General features: G+C 70.3%; 20 protein-coding genes. 13 read left to right on the top strand and 7 right to left on the bottom strand.

Features of this window, described 5'->3' with window-relative positions:
- Positions 1 to 58: 58 nt before the first annotated feature.
- Positions 59 to 922 carry a hypothetical protein gene (locus AB0H93_RS06605; RefSeq protein ID WP_358568356.1) on the bottom strand — a complete coding sequence of 288 codons (864 nt, stop codon included), beginning with the start codon at positions 920 to 922 and terminating at the stop codon, positions 59 to 61.
- Positions 923 to 1,122: 200 nt separating this feature from the next.
- On the opposite strand from AB0H93_RS06605, the gene AB0H93_RS06600 reads away from it, so the two are divergent.
- The gene (locus AB0H93_RS06600) at positions 1,123 to 2,301 is read left to right on the top strand and encodes an AI-2E family transporter (RefSeq protein ID WP_358568353.1); all 1,179 of its coding nucleotides are present in this window, start codon (positions 1,123 to 1,125) and stop codon (positions 2,299 to 2,301) included.
- 94 nt (positions 2,302 to 2,395) lie between these two features.
- Here AB0H93_RS06600 and AB0H93_RS06595 read toward each other — a convergent pair whose 3' ends face one another.
- Entirely contained in the window at positions 2,396 to 3,592 is a 1,197-nt protein-coding gene (locus AB0H93_RS06595; RefSeq protein WP_358568350.1) for a GGDEF domain-containing protein, read from the bottom strand.
- 174 nt (positions 3,593 to 3,766) lie between these two features.
- Here AB0H93_RS06595 and AB0H93_RS06590 point away from each other — a divergent pair, with 174 nt between their 5' ends.
- The 6 genes from AB0H93_RS06590 to AB0H93_RS06565 all read left to right on the top strand — a co-directional run bounded on the left by AB0H93_RS06590 (position 3,767) and on the right by AB0H93_RS06565 (position 8,840).
- Complete coding sequence (locus AB0H93_RS06590) at positions 3,767 to 4,951, top strand: DUF5931 domain-containing protein (protein WP_358568347.1); 1,185 nt, start codon at positions 3,767 to 3,769, stop codon at positions 4,949 to 4,951.
- Positions 4,948 to 5,625: a response regulator transcription factor gene (locus AB0H93_RS06585; RefSeq protein ID WP_093260900.1), complete on the top strand. Its 678-nt coding sequence runs from the start codon at positions 4,948 to 4,950 to the stop codon at positions 5,623 to 5,625. The genes AB0H93_RS06590 and AB0H93_RS06585 overlap by 4 nt, the downstream gene beginning before the upstream one ends.
- A 340-nt stretch (positions 5,626 to 5,965) precedes the next feature.
- On the top strand, positions 5,966 to 6,133 hold the full coding sequence (locus AB0H93_RS06580; protein ID WP_358568344.1) for a hypothetical protein: 168 nt from the start codon (positions 5,966 to 5,968) through the stop codon (positions 6,131 to 6,133).
- 81 nt (positions 6,134 to 6,214) lie between these two features.
- Positions 6,215 to 6,388 carry a hypothetical protein gene (locus tag AB0H93_RS06575; protein ID WP_165967928.1) on the top strand — a complete coding sequence of 58 codons (174 nt, stop codon included), beginning with the start codon at positions 6,215 to 6,217 and terminating at the stop codon, positions 6,386 to 6,388.
- Positions 6,389 to 6,503: 115 nt separating this feature from the next.
- Entirely contained in the window at positions 6,504 to 7,835 is a 1,332-nt protein-coding gene (locus AB0H93_RS06570; protein ID WP_358568341.1) for a hypothetical protein, read from the top strand.
- A gap of 249 nt (positions 7,836 to 8,084) precedes the next feature.
- Positions 8,085 to 8,840, top strand: a complete 756-nt coding sequence (locus tag AB0H93_RS06565; protein ID WP_358568338.1) for a BTAD domain-containing putative transcriptional regulator — start codon at positions 8,085 to 8,087, stop codon at positions 8,838 to 8,840.
- A 222-nt stretch (positions 8,841 to 9,062) separates the two neighbouring features.
- Here the strand turns inward: AB0H93_RS06565 and ptsP are convergent, their stop codons facing one another.
- A complete protein-coding gene (gene ptsP / locus AB0H93_RS06560; RefSeq protein ID WP_358568335.1) occupies positions 9,063 to 10,700 on the bottom strand; it encodes a phosphoenolpyruvate--protein phosphotransferase in 1,638 nt (545 codons plus the stop codon).
- A gap of 211 nt (positions 10,701 to 10,911) precedes the next feature.
- Between ptsP and AB0H93_RS06555 the strand changes: the two genes are divergently transcribed.
- A complete protein-coding gene (locus tag AB0H93_RS06555) occupies positions 10,912 to 11,187 on the top strand; it encodes a hypothetical protein (protein WP_358568332.1) in 276 nt (91 codons plus the stop codon).
- 298 nt (positions 11,188 to 11,485) lie between these two features.
- On the opposite strand, the gene AB0H93_RS06550 is transcribed toward AB0H93_RS06555, so the two are convergent.
- Positions 11,486 to 11,818 (bottom strand): glutaredoxin domain-containing protein, encoded by a 333-nt coding sequence (locus tag AB0H93_RS06550; RefSeq protein ID WP_358568329.1) that lies wholly within the window; start codon positions 11,816 to 11,818, stop codon positions 11,486 to 11,488.
- A 255-nt stretch (positions 11,819 to 12,073) separates the two neighbouring features.
- On the opposite strand from AB0H93_RS06550, the gene AB0H93_RS06545 reads away from it, so the two are divergent.
- Together AB0H93_RS06545 and AB0H93_RS06540 are read left to right on the top strand one after the other, a co-directional pair.
- A complete protein-coding gene (locus tag AB0H93_RS06545) occupies positions 12,074 to 12,781 on the top strand; it encodes a TetR/AcrR family transcriptional regulator (RefSeq protein WP_358568326.1) in 708 nt (235 codons plus the stop codon).
- A 199-nt stretch (positions 12,782 to 12,980) separates the two neighbouring features.
- A complete protein-coding gene (locus AB0H93_RS06540) occupies positions 12,981 to 13,607 on the top strand; it encodes a hypothetical protein (protein WP_358568323.1) in 627 nt (208 codons plus the stop codon).
- Positions 13,608 to 13,727: 120 nt separating this feature from the next.
- Here the strand turns inward: AB0H93_RS06540 and AB0H93_RS06535 are convergent, their stop codons facing one another.
- From AB0H93_RS06535 to AB0H93_RS06525, 3 genes are all read right to left on the bottom strand, one after another.
- On the bottom strand, positions 13,728 to 14,150 hold the full coding sequence (locus AB0H93_RS06535; protein ID WP_358568320.1) for a RidA family protein: 423 nt from the start codon (positions 14,148 to 14,150) through the stop codon (positions 13,728 to 13,730).
- Positions 14,151 to 14,239: 89 nt separating this feature from the next.
- A complete protein-coding gene (locus AB0H93_RS06530; RefSeq protein WP_358568317.1) occupies positions 14,240 to 14,632 on the bottom strand; it encodes a hypothetical protein in 393 nt (130 codons plus the stop codon).
- A 46-nt stretch (positions 14,633 to 14,678) separates the two neighbouring features.
- The gene (locus AB0H93_RS06525) at positions 14,679 to 14,900 is read right to left on the bottom strand and encodes a zinc finger protein (protein ID WP_358568314.1); all 222 of its coding nucleotides are present in this window, start codon (positions 14,898 to 14,900) and stop codon (positions 14,679 to 14,681) included.
- Between the two features lie 192 nt (positions 14,901 to 15,092).
- On the opposite strand from AB0H93_RS06525, the gene AB0H93_RS06520 reads away from it, so the two are divergent.
- The 3 genes from AB0H93_RS06520 to AB0H93_RS06510 are packed head-to-tail and all read left to right on the top strand — an operon-like array spanning position 15,093 to position 16,346.
- A complete protein-coding gene (locus AB0H93_RS06520) occupies positions 15,093 to 15,956 on the top strand; it encodes a helix-turn-helix transcriptional regulator (protein ID WP_358568311.1) in 864 nt (287 codons plus the stop codon).
- Positions 15,957 to 15,960: 4 nt separating this feature from the next.
- Positions 15,961 to 16,152: a DUF397 domain-containing protein gene (locus tag AB0H93_RS06515; protein ID WP_358568308.1), complete on the top strand. Its 192-nt coding sequence runs from the start codon at positions 15,961 to 15,963 to the stop codon at positions 16,150 to 16,152.
- Positions 16,149 to 16,346 (top strand): DUF397 domain-containing protein, encoded by a 198-nt coding sequence (locus tag AB0H93_RS06510; protein WP_358568306.1) that lies wholly within the window; start codon positions 16,149 to 16,151, stop codon positions 16,344 to 16,346. Before AB0H93_RS06515 ends, AB0H93_RS06510 begins: the two co-directional genes overlap by 4 nt.
- Position 16,347: the final 1 nt, after the last annotated feature.

The following is a 16,347-nucleotide window of genomic DNA, read 5'->3' as shown; positions in this document are numbered from 1 at the left end:
CGCGCGGCGGATTTCCTTTCGACGGCAACGAGATCCGTCGCCTGCGCCGCGCAGTGGTCTAGTCGGGCGTAGTGCCCGGCTGCGGTTCGGGCGCGCTGATCAGCGTGCTGGCGAAGTCGCGGGTCGACGCCCCGGCGAAGGCTGGGGTGCGGGCCGGTTCGGCCGGGTAGCAGCCGACCGCGGCGGTGTTGTGCTGCTGGCCGTCGCCGGCGCCTCCGCAACCGGGCGCGCCGGGCAGCGTGGGCAGGGCGAAAGGCCTTGGCCAGCCCTGGTTTCCGGGCGCCTCAGCGGGTTCCGGCGCGCGCGGCCGGGTGACCGCGTCCGCCTGCTCCGGCGACCGCTGTTGCTCGACCTGCTGCGCCGGCTGCGGGACGGCGGGCGCTGCGCCCGGCGCCGGTGCGGCCTGCGGAAGCGGCGCGGACGGCGAAAAGCCCTGCTGCGGGGTGGTTTCCCCGGACAGCAGCGGGCCGTCGAGCCCGACCAGTCCATTGTCGACGGACGTGGACAGCGCGCCCGCCTGGGCTTCGGTGACCGACAGCGCGTCGCCCGCGACGTGCCGGACTCCGTCGGTGGACTCCTGCAGCACGCCGGTCACCGGCTTCGCCGCGTCGAGCAACCGCTCCGCCGGCTCGGACCGGACCAGCTCGACCGGGTTCAGGCGGCCGAGCGAGAACTCCGCCGGGCCGGACCGGTCGGTGGTCGCACCTTCCACCGGCGCGGCCGGTGGGTTCGCCGATTCCGGCGGCGCGGCCGATTCGTCGGCGGGCGCGGCCGGAGCGAGGTTCGCGGCGTCCGCCGGGAGCCCGGTGCCGATGAGCCAAGCCGCGGAGGTTCCGGCGGCCGTCGCGCCCACCACGACCAGGGCACGGGTCAGCAGCCGCCACGGTCGGGCGGCTCCCGTCGTGCGGTAGCGGCCGGACATCTCGGTGCCAGAACCTCCTCGGCTTCGGGCGACTCCCCGTTGGACTTGCCTCCTCGCCGCCGCGCACTCTTTCACCACAACAGCCACTTCCGTAAGCGCAGAGCGACAGCTTCGCCACATCGTGTTACTGGTGTTCCGACCCGATTGCGCGCCGTGGTCATTTCGCCCCCGGGTCCGGTGGTCGGCGCTACGGTGGCAGGGTGAACGACTTCAAGATCACCACCCGGGACGACGCCGCGGCGTCGATTCCCCGCGTGCTCCGCGTCTCGGCGGCGTTGAGCTGGCGGTTGGTGGTGGTACTCGGCGCCCTGTACGTGGTGGGGCTGGTCATCGGCCAGATCTACGTCGTCGTGATCCCGGTGGCCATCGCGCTGCTGCTGTCGGCGCTGCTGGCCCCGATCGTGTCCTGGCTGGCCCGGCGCGGCGTGCCGCGGGCGCTGGCCACCGCGATGGTGCTGATCGGCGGGCTCGCGGTCGTCGGCGGCGTCCTCACCTTCGTCATCAACGCGTTCATCGAGGGCTTCCCCGACCTGCAGCGCCAGGTCGTCGCCAGCCTCAACCAGCTGAAGGACTCGCTGGCGCAGGGCCCGCTGCACATCAACGAGGAGCAGATCGGCCACTACCTGACGCAGGCCCAGGAGTGGCTGGCCGCCAACCAGGCGGCGCTGACCAGCGGCGCGCTGTCCACCGCGGGCACCTTCGGCAACTTCCTCACCGGGTTGGTGCTGGCGCTGTTCACGCTGATCTACTTCCTGCACGACGGCCGCGGGGTGTGGCTGTTCGTGACGAAGCTGGCGCCGAAGCACGTGCGGCACCGGGTCGACGTCGCCGGCTGCAAGGGCTTCGCGTCGCTGGTCGGCTTCGTGCGGGCGACCGCGCTGGTCGCGGTGGTGGACGCGCTCGGCATCGGCACGGGCCTGATGATCCTGGGCGTGCCGCTGGCGATCCCGCTGGCGGCGCTGGTGTTCCTCGGTGGTTTCGTGCCGATCGTCGGCGCGGTGGCCTCCGGTGCGGTCGCGGTGCTGGTGGCGCTGGTGACCAAGGGCTGGGTCGTCGCGCTGATCGTGGTCGGCATCGTGCTCGCGGTGCAGCAGATCGAGGGCAACGTGCTGCAGCCGCTGATCCTGGGCCGCGCCGTGCAGATCCACGCGCTGGGCGTGGTGCTGGCGATCAGCATCGGCATGGTGGTCTCGGGCATCGTCGGCGCGCTGCTCGCGGTGCCGATGGTCGCGGTGCTGAACTCGGCGATCCGCTCGCTGGTGGAGGAGGAACCGGAGCAACCGGCCGAACCCGCCGGGGAGGCCGAAGCGGAACCACCGCCGCCCGACGAGACGCCGGACGAGAAGCCGGAACAGGCGCCGCAGAACTCCGAGGTCTGACGGGGTTCAAGAGGCTGTTTCGAATGTCGTGACGTGGGGTGTTCGTTGTCTTTGAAGCGGCGCAGCCGCTTAGCCCACCTGCGGAAACAGGCCCTCAGGCGAGGGTGACCGCGTTGCGGCCGCCGGACTTCGCCGCGAGGAGGGCCGCGTCGGCGGCCACCAGCAGGTCGGTGAGCTCGTAGCCGAAGCGGGACGTGGTGGCCACGCCGATGCTGACCGTCAGGTCGTCGAGCTCCCGGTGCCGCCCGTGGACGTCGCGGGCGGGCACCGACAACGCGGCCGTCGACGCCCGGACCCGGTCCGCCACCGCGCACGCGATGCCGGTGTCCGTGCCCGGCAGCAGCACCACGAACTCCTCGCCGCCGAAGCGGCCGACCACGTCTTCCCGCCGCACGCTGCTGCGCAGCATCATCGCGACGGCCGCGAGCACCGTGTCGCCCGCCAGGTGCCCGATCTCGTCGTTGACCCGTTTGAAGTGGTCGAGGTCGAGCAGCAGCAGCGAGACGGGCTGGCCGCGGGTCTGCGCCCGGTGGAGTTCGTTGCGCGCCAACCGCTCCCAGTGCGCGGCATTGGCCAGGCCCGTCTTGCCGTCCCGCTGCGCGGACCGCCGCCACTGCGGCAGCTGGCCCGCCAGGTCCAGCAGGACCAGCGGCGGCCCGGCCAGCAGGGCGCTGCCCGGCTCGTTGTGCACCGCCACCGCCAGCAGTCCGCCCAGGCTCGCCGCGACGATGCCGAGCAGCACGTCGATCGGCTCGCCCACCACGTCCGCCCGCGCCGCCGACGGGTTGCGCAGCCGGATGCCGCCGGCGACCACGAAGGCCCGTACCAGCAAGAGCACCGCGCCGGTCAGCACGAACTGCGCCGGCGACCAGCCGGGTTCCGACCAGCCGATGAGGAACCGCGCGGACAGCGTGGCGATCGTGGTGGCCGCCGTGGTGAACAGCCAGCGGTGCAGCTCCGGGCGGCCGTCCAGCACGCCGTGCAGCGTCGGCCCGAGCAGCAGGAGCACCAGCAGGTTCGGCGGCAGCGTGAGGATTCCGGCGGCCAGGTAGGCGATGTGCAGCGTCCACGGGTTCCGCCGCACCTGCCGCTGAACGTTGATCGACACCGAGGTGATCACGATGACCGTCCCGGCGGTGGCGGCCAGCATCGCGAAGGTCAGCAGCTCGCGCGGCAGCGGCGACCGGCTCGTCACGAAGACCAGCACGACCAGCGCCAATGCGATCGCCTGCACGGTGAGCACGTAGGCGATCGCCGCTGGCCGCAGCCGCCACAGCAGCCATCCCCCCACCAAGCCGATCACCTCCCCCGCCGAGCCTCGCACAGCGGACCGCCCGGCCGAAGCTCGCCACTCGGGCCATTCGGGGCGATGCTCGTCGTGATCACAAACACGCAGAGTGCTCGATCCGGCGGTCTCCGCCAACCCCGATGTACGGCAGGATGGTCCGCTGGGGAAGGAGCGAATGTGGGCAATCCGCAACAGCCGTCGCGCCAGCCGCAGGTCGCCGACGGCCGCTCGCCGCTTTGGCGCGGGCACAACGTGTTCCGCGTGGTCACGTTCCTCTACGCCTGCTTCTGGTTCTTCTACCAGTTCGGCGATTACGAGCGGCCGTGGCTGGCGGCGGTGGTCATCTTCCTGATGGGCGTGTGGACCGCGTTCACCGTTTGGCGGTACTGGTCCCGCGCGGGGCGCACCAACCGGATGGTGCTGATCGACTGCGTCGTGGTGTCCGCGCTGTTCCTCAGCAACGAATTCATCCTCACCGAGCACCAGATGCTCGACAACCTCCCGACGGTGGTGACGGTCTGGCACCCGACGATGGTCACCGCCGCCGCCTCGCAGTGGGGCGTGTTCGGCGGGCTGGCCACCGGGATCATCGCGGCAGCCAGCAACTACCTGATCCGCGGCTTCAGCGACCAGACCATGTCGCTGGACACGCTGCTGCTGGTCGGCACCGGCCTGGTGATCGGCCTGGCTTCGGACACCGCACGACGGTCCACCGATCGGCTGGCCCGCGCGCTGCGCGCGGAGGCCGCGACCGCCGAGCGGGAACGGCTGGCGCGCAACATCCACGACAGCGTGCTGCAGGTGCTCGCGCGGGTGCGTCGGCGCGGCGCGGAGCTCGGCGGCGAAGCGGCCGAGCTGGCGAAACTCGCGGGAGAGCAGGAGATCGCGCTGCGCGCGCTGGTCGCCACCACACCGCAGGAGACCACGGAGGACGGTGAGGTCGACCTCGCCGCGCGGCTGCAGGTGCTGCGCACCGGCCGGATCAACGTGTCGATACCGGGCAATCCGGTGCGGTTGCCGGAGCCGCTGAGCAGCGACCTGTTCGCGGTGGCGCGGGAAGCTCTGGCGAACGTCGAGAAGCACGCCGGCGCGGACGCCCAGGCGTGGGTGTTGCTGGAGGAACTGCCGGACGAGGTCGTGCTCACCGTTCGCGACGACGGCCCGGGCATCCCCGAGGGCCGCCTCGAAGAAGCCGCCGCCGAGGGACGGTTGGGCGTGGCCAAGTCGATTCGGGGCCGCGTGGAGTCGATGGGTGGCACGATCACGCTCGACACCACGCCCGGCGAGGGAACGGAGTGGGAGGTCCGGGTTCCCCGACCGGAAGCGATCCCGGGCAAGCGCCGCAGAGGAGGAAAACGATGAGCGAGCCGCCCGTCACCGTGATGGTCGTCGACGACCACCCGATGTGGCGCGACGGGGTCGCCCGCGACCTGACGGAGCGCGGCTTCGAGGTTCGGGCCACCGCGAGCGACGGCGCATCCGCGCTGCGCATCGCGCGGACCGTCAAGCCCGACGTCGTGCTGATGGACCTCAACCTGGGCGACACCTCCGGGGTCAGCGCCACCCTGCACATCACCCAGGAGATCTCCGGGACCCGGGTGCTGGTGCTGTCCGCCAGCGGCGAGCACAACGACGTGCTGGAGGCGGTGAAGGCCGGCGCGTCCGGCTACCTGGTCAAGTCGGCGTCGGTCGAGGAGCTGGTGGACGCGGTGCAGCGCACCGCCGCCGGCGACGCGGTGTTCACGCCCGGCCTGGCCGGGCTGGTGCTCGGCGAGTACCGGCGGATGGCGATCACCCCGGACTCGGAGTCGCAGGCGCCGCAGCTGACCGACCGGGAGACCGAGGTGCTGCGGCTGGTCGCGAAGGGGATGACCGCCCGGCAGATCGCCAAGAAGCTGGTCATCTCGCACCGCACGGTGGAGAACCACGTCCAGTCGACGCTGCGCAAGCTGCAGCTCCACAACCGGGTGGAGCTCGCCCGCTACGCCATCGAGCACGGCCTGGACCAGGAGGAGGCCGAGCCCGAGGGCGCCTGACCTTCCGGGCCGTCTTGCGGCCGCGCCGCCTCAAGAACAAGTGAATTCGCAGGTCAAGACCCGTGTGCCCGGTCGGCGCGCGGGTCTTTTTCTCGTTCGGTGACCTGCGATCCGTGCAGGATTTTCCCGGTTCACCCGATTCAACGATGAAAGATCTCCGCCGGTCCGCCTTTCCGCTGGCCATCCCCGCCATTACGGGCCGTGACCCCGGGGCCTGCGCGGCGCATCGCGACTCCGCGTGACGGTGTGGTGACGGTCGAGTGACGGGCTTCTGGCGTACTCGTCACCAGCGGCACGAAGCCGCAGTCGAAATTCCGTCAATGCGAACAGGAGCATGACCATGGAGTTCTCGTACGAGTTCGCTGAGATGCTGCCCGAGCGCGAGGCTCTCGGCGGCTGGTGGGGCGGCGACGTCAACACCATCGTGGCCGACAACACCGCGGTGGCCCTCTTCGGGTCCCAGGCGACGGCCGCCCAGGTCATCACCCAGGCCGGCGGTAAGTGGTAACCGACCTGCCGTTAACACCTCCGGCCGCCCACCGCTGCTGCGCGTGGTGGGCGGCCGGCCACCAAAACGAGGAGATGGAACATGGACACTCTCGATCTTCATGACCAGTCCGCGGAACTGCTCCCGCAGCGCGAGGCCCTGGGCGGCTGCGGCTGCAACCTGTTCCCCGACGTCAACACCGTCGTCGCGGTCAACACCGCGGTGGCCCTCTTCGGGTCGCAGGCCACGGCCGCCCAGGTCATCAACCAGGTCTGATGGCCCAGTCTGGCCGGGAGCGAAAGCGTTCGCTCCCGGCCAGGCTCGCGCGCTGCCCACCACCGCCAAACCAGTGCAGCCCACCCGCACGTGAACGGGTTCGCAGGAGGAAGCCATGTCAGAAGTCACCCAGACCGACCGCGCGGCGGAGACCGACGAGCAGGCGGTCGCGCGGCTGGCCGACGGAGTGTCGCTGTGCGGGGAGTACGAGGGTGGCGGCTTCGACGAACCGCGTTACCTGATCTCCCGCGGCGACGGCCAGATGGTGCTGGTGTCGCCGCTGCTGTACCGGATCGCGACCGCGATCGACGGCACCCGGAACCTGGCCGAAGTGGCGTCGCTGGCGTCGCAGGCGACCGGCCGGGAACTGTCCGCCGCCAACGCGGAGTTCCTCATCAACGAGAAGCTGCACCCGCTCGGCATCGCCACCCTGTCCGAGCCGCTGGCCGAGCCGCCGAAGGCGGATCCGCTGCTGTCGCTGGCGATGCACGGCGTGCTCGCGCCGCCCCGGGTGGTGCGGGCGGCGGCCGCCGTCCTGGCGCCGCTGTACACGCCCGTCATCGTTGTGCTCGTGCTGTTGGGGCTGATCGCGTTCGACGCGTGGCTGGTCGGCTCCGGCTACGTCGACCTGGCGTTCCAGCAGTCCGTCGGTGAACCGTCGCAGGTGCTCCTGCTGCTCGCCCTGATGGTGAGCAGCACGCTGTTCCACGAGCTGGGGCATGCCGCCGGGTGCCACTACGGCGGCGCCAAGCCGGGCGCGATCGGCGTCGGCGTCATGCTGATCATCCCGTGCTTCTACACGAACGTCACCGATGCCTACCGCCTGGACCGGCGGGGCCGGCTGCGCACCGACCTGGGCGGCATCTACTTCAACGCGGTGTTCATCCTGGCGATGGCCGGGATCTACGGCCTGACCGGCTTCGCGCCGCTGCTGGTCTTCATCGCGCTGAGCCACATCCAGATCCTGCAGCAGCTGCTGCCGCTGCTGCGCATGGACGGCTACTACATCCTCGGCGACCTGGTCGGGGTGCCGAACCTGTTCTCCCAGATCCGCCCGTTCCTGCTGCGCCTCATCGGGCGGAGCGGCAACGTGCCCGGCACGCACTCCGGGCTGCGGCCGCGGGTGCGGATCATGGTCACCGCCTGGGTCCTGGTCGTGGTGCCCACGCTGGTGTTCGCGCTGGGCATGCTGCTCTGGCGGCTCCCGGTCTACCTGTCCAGGGCGTTCAGCCGGGGCCACGACTACTGGACGATGCTGGTGACCGGTGTCGGGCAGGGGCAGTTCTGGGCCCCGGTCCTGGCGATCGTCTCGATGATCATCCTGCTGCTGCCGTGGCTCGGCGCGGGCGCCTTCGCGGTGCGCAGCTACCGGCGGATCTCCCGGCTCATCGCGCGCCGCCGCAAGCAACGGAGCACCAGCGGGCGCCACCGCAGCGTGCGCGCCTGAAGTGCTCCTCCATGGGGCTCCCACCGGGGGGTGTGGGAGCCCCACACGTGTGTGATGAGGACCCCTGGTCACGGTCCGTAGTGCGGTAACAGCCGAGTGGAGTGGCCCCGATAGGCACGAATGTGGGCCCTGGTTCCGGCGTCCACGCCGGTGCTCGGGAACTTCCGGGGGAGGGCAGTGGCTTCCCCGCGGAGTGCCCGTTTCAGGCCTGTCGAGGGGGGAACTATGACCGGTGGAACAGTGCGTCCCATGACACGCGTGCGGGCGCGCACTCCTGCGCAGCCCGACCAACCGTTCCGGCTGTCGCTGCTCGGCGGCTGGGATCTGCAGGCTGCCGGCGAGGGCGTGGCGATGTCCAGCAACGGGCAACGCCTGCTCGCCTTCCTCGCGCTGCGCGGGCGCACCCAGCGTGACTACCTCGCCGGCATCCTGTGGCCGGAGAGCGACGAGCAGAGCGCGCTGGCGAATCTCCGAACGACCCTGTGGCGGGTGCGCCAGCGGGCGAAGGGCGCGGTGATCAGCACCTCGCACGAGCTCCAGCTCGCGCCGCTGGTGACGCTGGACGTCGACGGGCTGGTCGCGGCGGGGCGCTACCTGGTGCGCCAGGATTCGGCGGAGTCGCCCGCGGACTGCGCGGAGATCGGCCGCGACCTGGCGAGGCACGCGCCGCTGCTGCCGGGCTGGTACGACGACTGGGTGCTGACCGAGCGCGAGAGCCTGCAGCAGCTGCAGGTGCACGCGCTGGAGGTGGCCGCGGAGCGGCTGGTGCAGTCGCGGCACCTGGGGGCGGCGCTGGAGATCGCGCAGGCGGCGACCCAGGTGGAGCCGTTCCGGGAGACGGCGCACTGCGCGGTGGTCAAGGTGCTGCTGCAGCAGGCGAATCCGGCGCAGGCGGTGCGCCACTACCAGCGCTACGAGCGCCTGCTGGACCGGGAGCTGGGCATCGAGCCGTCGCCGAACCTGCGCGACCTGGTTCGCCCGGTCCTCGCCCGATCCCAGGCCTGACCCCGGCGAGGCGGACGTTCCCGCTGCGCGCGGGACACCCGGCATGCGGTGACGTGAACCCGCGGCGGGCCAACTGCCCGGCAAACCCCTGGCACCCCACGGCCAGACCGAGCGAACGGCCTGTTCACCTCGTCCACCGAGGTGAACAGGCCGTTCGCGGCGCATTTGGCGGGTTGCGGCCCCGCAGGCACTTGGGTCCAGGCCGGTCTCAGCGGCTGGGCCTCAGGCGAGGACCGCCCGGACCGCTTCCCTGGCGCGGGCCGGGGTCGCCGCCGCGAGGGCCGCTTCCGCCGCCTGCTCGAAGGTCGCGATCGAGTGCTCGGCGAGCGCGGCGCCGACCGCCGGGACCGCCGCCGCGGCCATCGACAGGCTGGTCACGCCGAGGCCCGCGAACACCCCGGCCAGCAGCGGGTCGGAGGCGGCCTCGCCGCACACGCCGACGGGCTTGTCGAGCTCCCGCCCGGCCCGGCCGATCATCGCGATCAGCCGCAGCAGCGCCGGCTGCCAGGGGTCGTTGAGCTCGGCGAGCGCGCCCGCCTGCCGGTCGGCGGCGAAGACGTACTGCGCGAGGTCGTTGGTGCCGATGCTGACGAAGTCGACCGCGCCGAGGATCTCCGCCGCGCTCAACGCCGCCGCCGGGATCTCGATCATCACGCCGGCCCGCGCCAGGCCCGCAGCCCGCACCCGGGCGGCGAACCAGGCGGCCTCGTCGGCGGTCGCGACCATCGGGGCCATCACGGACACCTCGGCGCCGGAGTCGGCCGTGGCCGCGGCGATCGCCTCCAGCTGCCGTTCCAGCACGTCGGGCCGGTCGAAGGCGACCCGCAGCCCGCGCACGCCGAGCGCCGGGTTCGGCTCCACGCCCATGTCGAGGAACGCCAGCGGCTTGTCCGCGCCGGCGTCGAGCGTGCGGACGATGACCGGCTTGCCCGCGAACGGCGCGATGACCTCGTGGTACGCGGACCGCTGCGTCTCGACGGCCGGTTCCTCGCTCGCGCCGAGGTAGCAGAACTCGGTGCGGAACAGGCCGACTCCCTGCGCCCCGGCCGCGACGGCGGCGCGCGCGTCGGCGCCCGATCCGACGTTGGCGATGACCTTGACCGGCTTGCCGTCCGCGGTCTCGCCGACGCCGTTCCACTCCTTGGCCGCGGCGCGCTCCGCGACCTGCACGGGCACCGCTTCCTCGGAGGTCTCGACCTCGCCGCTGTCGCCGTCCACGATCGCGCCGGCCACGCCGGGCACCCCGAGCACGCCGCGGACCGCCACCACCGCCGGGATTCCCAGCGCTCGCGCCAGGATCGCGGTGTGGCTGGTCGGGCCGCCCTCCTCGGTGACCAGCGCGAGCACCAGGCTCGGGTCGAGGTCGGCGGTGTCGGCGGGGGCGAGGTCGCGGGCCAGCAGCACGCTGGGCCGCGCCAGCTCGGGCACGCCGGGCGGCGTCACGCCGTGCAGCTCGGCGATGATCCGGTCCCGGACGTCCTGCACGTCGCGGGCGCGTTCGGCCATGTAGCCGCCGGCCGCGCTCAGCGCCTCGGCGAAGCCGTTGGCCGCCTCGAACACCGCGCGCGGCGCGGGCATCGAGCGGCCGGTGACGAGTTGTTCGGCTTGCGAGGTCAGCGCCGGGTCGAGCGCCATCGCGGCGGTCGTCTCCAGCACGGCCTTGGCGTCGCCCTCGACCCGGGTGGCGCGCTCGAACAGCCGCTCCGCGACGGCCTCGGCGGCGGGCCGGATGCGGGCCGCGTCGGCGGCCGGGTCGGTGGGCGCGGGGGTGGCGGACGGTTCGGGCAGGGGATCGGCGACCCGGGCGACCGGCCCCGAGGCGCGGCCGGAGCTGACTCCGACACCAGTCAAACGCGACATGGTCTAGACCATACCCTTCTCGTTCGGGCTTTGGGGCGATCGTAGGCACGAGTACACCGTTCGGCCCGAACGTCGTGGCCAGCGTGAACACGCCCCGTGGCGACAGTGGTTCTTACGTCCCCCGAATGTCGCATTGAATCCATTACCGATGAGTAACAACTGAGTAGCCGTACGGATCCGACCGCAACCCCCGGAACAGGAGGCTGTGGGCATGGCATTGAGCACTCAGATCACCGAAACGAAACCACGCCTCGACTGGTTCTCCGAGCCCCTGGCCGCGATCGTGAACCTCTTCGCCAGCCAGCTCTCCGAATCCGGCACCGGCAGGAGCGACGCGTCGGGGACGGCCTCCGACAGACTCCCGCCGCCGACGAACGAACTGCCCGCCAAGCCGGTTCCCATCCCGGGCGAGCCCGTCGACACCAGCCAGGCCCACCCCGCGCAGTCCCCGGTCGTTCAGACCGGGGCTGCCCCGTCTTCGGAGTGATTCCGCGTTCATGCCACCAAGACACCGCCGCCAGACCCGCGAACGGCCCGTTCACCTCGGAAGCAGAGGAGAACGGGCCGTTCGTCTCATGCCTGGCCGACCACAGTTCGATCCCGTTCGGGGATCCACCGTTCGAGCTAAATTCCAGTCGTACATGGATCTTTTCGGAGCAGTCGAGCGTCAGACTGAACGGGTTGTTGCTCGTCGGTATCGCGCCACCGACGATCACAACCTGCTGAGGGCCGGCCGCAACGCCCCCCGTGCGGTCGGCCCCCAGTGAAAAGCCCGTCGGGTGCGCTCAGTCCCGGGCCTTGCGCAGGCCGAGGGCCTTCAGCGCACCGTCCACCTTGCCGGGCTGCTGCTCCGGCAGCAGGTGCGGCGCCTGCTCGGCGACCGCGGAGACCACCTCGCTCGCCGAGGGGTTGACCGCCTGCCACTCGCCCACGACCACGGTCGGCACCGTCTCGTTGCCATCGGCGATGGAGCGGACCACCGCCGCCGCATTCGGGTCCTCCCAGATGTCCACCTCGGTGAAGGCCAAGCCCTGGCGCCGCAGCCCGGCGCGCAGCGCGGTGCAGAACGGGCAGCCGGGCCGGGTGTAGACGACGACTTCCTCGACGACGGCGGTCATCTCTTCTCCTCCAGTCATGCGTGCTGGTCGCCGCGCGGATCCGAGGCCGGTCTCGCGGCGTTGCCCACGAGCTGCAACATCGCGGGCACCCGAATCATTCGCGACACCGCCGCATCCGGGGCCGGAGCGAGACGATGCTCACCCTGGGGACCGCCTCCCGAGCACGTCCGCGGCGGCGGATTCGGCCGCGTGCCCCCGGGCGAGGGGCCGGATGGGCGACAATCACGGTCGTCCACAGCGACACGGGAGTGGCACATGACCGAGGTGTCTCGACGCGGGCGGGTTCGCGCGGCCACCGAGCTCGAAATCCGCCAGCACGCGCGGGCGCTGCTCGTCGAGCACGGGAGCGACGCGGTCACGCTGCGCGCGATCGCCCGCGAGCTGGGCATCACGGCGCCGGCCCTGTACCGGTACTGCGAATCCCGCGAAGACCTGCTGCACCAGCTCTGCGACGACATCTGCGCCGACCTGGCGACCGAGCTGCACGCGGCGCTGGAACCGGCGGCCGGGGGATTCCTGGACAAGATCTTCGCGGTCTGCCGGGGGTTCCGGGCCTGGGCGATGGCGCATCCCGAGGAGTTCGCGCTGGTCTTCGCCACGCCGCGGGGCGAGGAGGGCAGCCGCAGGCAGGACCAGTTCGCCGGCGTCTTCCTGGGCATCGTCGGCCCGTTCCTGGCCGAAGGCGCCGTGAAGATCGATTCCGCGGCGGGGCTGCCGTTCGAGTTGCCGGACATGTCGGCGCAGCGGGACGCCTTGGCGGCGGCGTTGTCCACCGAGGGCATCGAGGTCCCGCCGGAAGCCCTGAGCCCGGACGCGGTGTACGTCCTGCTGCGCTGGTGGGTCCGCCTGTACGGGCACGTGGCCCTGGAGGTCTTCGGCCGCTTCCCGTTCGACCTCACGCACGCCGACCGCCTCTTCGACTCGATGCTCCACGAGCTGGCCCACGAATCCGGCCTGGCCTGAACGCCGTTCCCGCCCTGCGCGCGTCGAGCCCTCCCGTTTTGCCCTAATTTGGGATCTTCAGCACCCCATCGGATCATTCGAATAGTCTGATCGGAGCAAGTTTCGGGGTCCTGCCGATCTTTTCGCGGTCCTCGATCAACCCCGCCCTCGCGCCGGGCGTCACAAGGACATTCACCGGAAGCGCGGGAAGGGTTGCACGATGTTCCACAAGTCGGGGCGAGTTCTCATTGCGGCACTGGCGGTTGGCGCCGCCCTTTTTGCCGGCGGTTGCGCCGCCGGCACGGGGTCGGCGCTGCAGGCCCCACACCCGCCGAACGTCGCGACGACCGCCGAGGGATCGATCGCCGGGGACAGCAAGGCGACGCAGAGCTCCGGCGGCAGCACCGCGTCCGAGAGCACCGAGACCGGTAAGGACACCGGTAAGGACACCGGCGAGAACTCGGGCGAGAACTCGGGCGAAGGCAAGGAAACCGGCAACGGCTCGACGTCCGTTTCCGAGCAGGACATCCCGATCAGCAGCTACACGCCGGACGGCACGACGAAGAAGCTGGTGACCTGGCCGAAGGAGCTGATCCTGCCGGACTCCGCCAGCGGCGGCGCCTCGGACGTGCAGTTCAAGAACGTCACCTGGACCAAGTGGGGCGAAAACGGCGCGGAGGGCAGCGGCGACGCGTACATCACCGGCGGCGGAGCCCCGCCGGAGACCATCCACAATGTACGGATCATCGTGGACGACGCGAAGACCGTCGAGGGCGCGCGGCAGTTCACCCACTTCCTGATCATGTACCCGGACGGCACGGTCAACGAAGGCCGGACCGACTTCTGATCCCCACATCCTTCGGCGAGACCGGAACACGGTGCACGGCCCCCTGGTGCACCGAACGGCGCCCGTTCTCGTCGAAACTGCCACCCCGGCAAGCCATGCCGGGGTGGCAGTTCTGCATCGTCAGCCGATGACGGCGACCGCCTCGATCTCGATCTTGAGCCCGGCGTCGGCGAGGCGCTGCACGCCGATGTGGCTGCGCGCGGGGCGGTGTGCGCCGAAGAAGTCGCGGTAGACCTCGTTGACGGCGGCCTGCTGATCCATGTCGGTGTTGAAGATGGTCACCTTGACGATGTCGGTGATCGCGCCGCCCGCGGTTTCCAGCACCTTCCGCAGGTTCTCCAGGCAGGCACGGGTCTGCTCGGCGATGTCGCCGCGCGAGTGGTCGGGATCGCCTGGCAACAGCGGAAATGCCGTCGCACCGGAGAGCCAGACGGTCCGCCCGCTGGCGACGACCGCCGGCGCGAACGGCATCGCATCGCTACCGGTGCTCGCGACCAGCCGCGAATCCCACCCGGCGCCGCGCAACTCGACTGGCTCGTTCATCAACGCCCTCCATTCGAAGTCCGCCCAACGCTAGAACTTCGAGCGCACTGGACATCAACATCCCGGTGGCGCAACCCACACCGTCGTTCTCAGTGCGGGCGGAAGGCAGTGGTCGCGAGGGTTGCGGTGATCGGAGGATCGATCTCGTCGACGAGATCCTCGGTGGCGAGTCGGTGTTTGCCGACGTAGGGAGGGGTTTCGGCGGCTAGCGTCCGGCGACGTTCAGCCAGATATGCCCGGCAGTGCTCCGCGACCATGTCCTCGAAGGCGGTCCGCTCGCGCACTTCCGGTTGTCGCGTAGCCGCCGCCTGCATGGTGTCTCGTATCTGCCAGACGCTCACCGAGCCGAGCCCCGCGCCGGCATGCTGCCCATTTCCGCCGCGCAATGGGAAAGCCGCAACGAGCGCCGCGGCGGCGGCCAGCAGCCCGATCGCAGTCGGCGCGCCGAGCGGCGAATTGAAGAATCCGAGCACCACGTCCATGTCCAGCCTCCTTGTTCAGCAACCGCGTTCCGATGTCCGACGTGGATCAGCTGGCGGCGTCGCGCCGCGCTTTGGCTTCAGACCAGCAGTTTTCGCAGGTGGGAGCCAGCCACTCCACCTCGGTAGGCCGGACGATGCCGATGGTTCGGCCGCAAAGGGTCGAACGCACCTGCCCGGGCACCGGCGGTTCATCCGGCTCCAAACCATGCCGAGCACCCTCGAAAGGCCGCCAGTAGGCAACGGGCCGCTGAGGCTCCAGGAAAAACACCAAGAACACCTCCAGAGGTGAGGGGAAAGACGGCGGCGGGCCAGCGGGGTCGGGGGAAGGGGAACCGGCCCAGCCGCCGTCTAGATCAAAAAGTATCCCAGAAAGCTTTCTGGAGGTATTACCTGATCGGGTCTCGTTCAGTGTGCTAAACCTGAACCACTTCCCGATTCACACACGACCTTGGGGAATCAGATGGCGCCTTCTTCGCCACCCGTCGCAGCGTGGGAGCTCGGCATCCGACTCCGAGAAGCACGCGAGCTGATCGATCTGAGCTCGACCGATGCCGCGAAATCCATTGGCATCACGCAGAACTACCTGAGCAACGTCGAGCACGGCCGACGCCGGATCGCCGAGGACAAGCTCGACAAGCTGCTCACCAACTACGGCGTGCGCGACGACGAACGCGAAGAACTCCTCGCACTGCGCCGAGCATCGGACGGGAGCGGTTGGTGGTCGCGTTACAGCGGGCTTTTCTCACCGGAGCTCATCAGATTCTTCGGATACGAGCACGGCGCGCAGGAGGTTCACACCTACGAAGGCGCGATGATCTCGGGCTTGCTCCAGACCGAGAACTACTCCCGCGCCGTGCACAGCGGCGACAGCGCGAACCTGCGCAAGTCCGAGGTCGAGCGCCGCATCGAAGCCCGCATCCGCAGGCAGGAACGCTTGAGTGCGCCAGATCCGCTCAACGCGACGATCCTCATGGCCGAAGGCGCTCTTCACCAGCAGGTCGGCGGACCCGAAGTCCTGGCCGAACAGCTGCAACAACTGCTCACGATGATGGACGAGCACTCCGGAACGCTCGACGTCAGGATCATCCCGTTCAGTGCCGGCGCGTACTGCGCGCTGGGTAGCTCAACCTTCCACCTGCTTACCTTCCCGAGCACCCGGCTCGTGCGCTTGGGCTGGCACGAGACCGTGACCTCGCTGAACCTCGTCGAGAGCGAGCTGAAGATCCACCAGTACAGCGTCGCGTTCTCGGAAGCACTGAGCCGCGCAGCGGATCGAGACGGCTCCAAGCAGCTCATTCACAAGGCGTTGCACCAGATAACATGAGCGGGTGTCGGATTTAGCGAAGAACTTAGCCACCGCCAACTGGTTCAAGTCCAGCTACTCGACAAGCTCCCAGGGCTGCGTCGAAGTCGCCCTAGCCGCACCGGTCGTCGGTGTCCGCGACAGCAAGGACCCGCACGGCGGCACCCTCGTCTTCGACCACCGGCAGTGGACGAACTTCGTGATCTCGATCAAGTGATCAACGTGGGAGTGTCGGCGTTCGACGCCGACTCCTGGTTCAAGTCCAGCTACTCATCGAACGCGCACCACTGCGTCGAGGCCGCGATGTCTGAAGATGCGGTCGCGGTGCGAGATACGAAGGATCGCGACGGCGGCACGCTCGTATTCGCTGCGAAGAAGTGGGCGGCCTTCATCTCGTCGACCAAAGAATAGG

The sequence above is a fragment of the Saccharopolyspora sp. NPDC050642 genome (assembly GCF_040654735.1).
Classification (GTDB): Bacteria; Actinomycetota; Actinomycetes; order Mycobacteriales; family Pseudonocardiaceae; genus Saccharopolyspora; species Saccharopolyspora elongata.
This window is presented reverse-complemented; position numbering and strand designations above follow the sequence as displayed.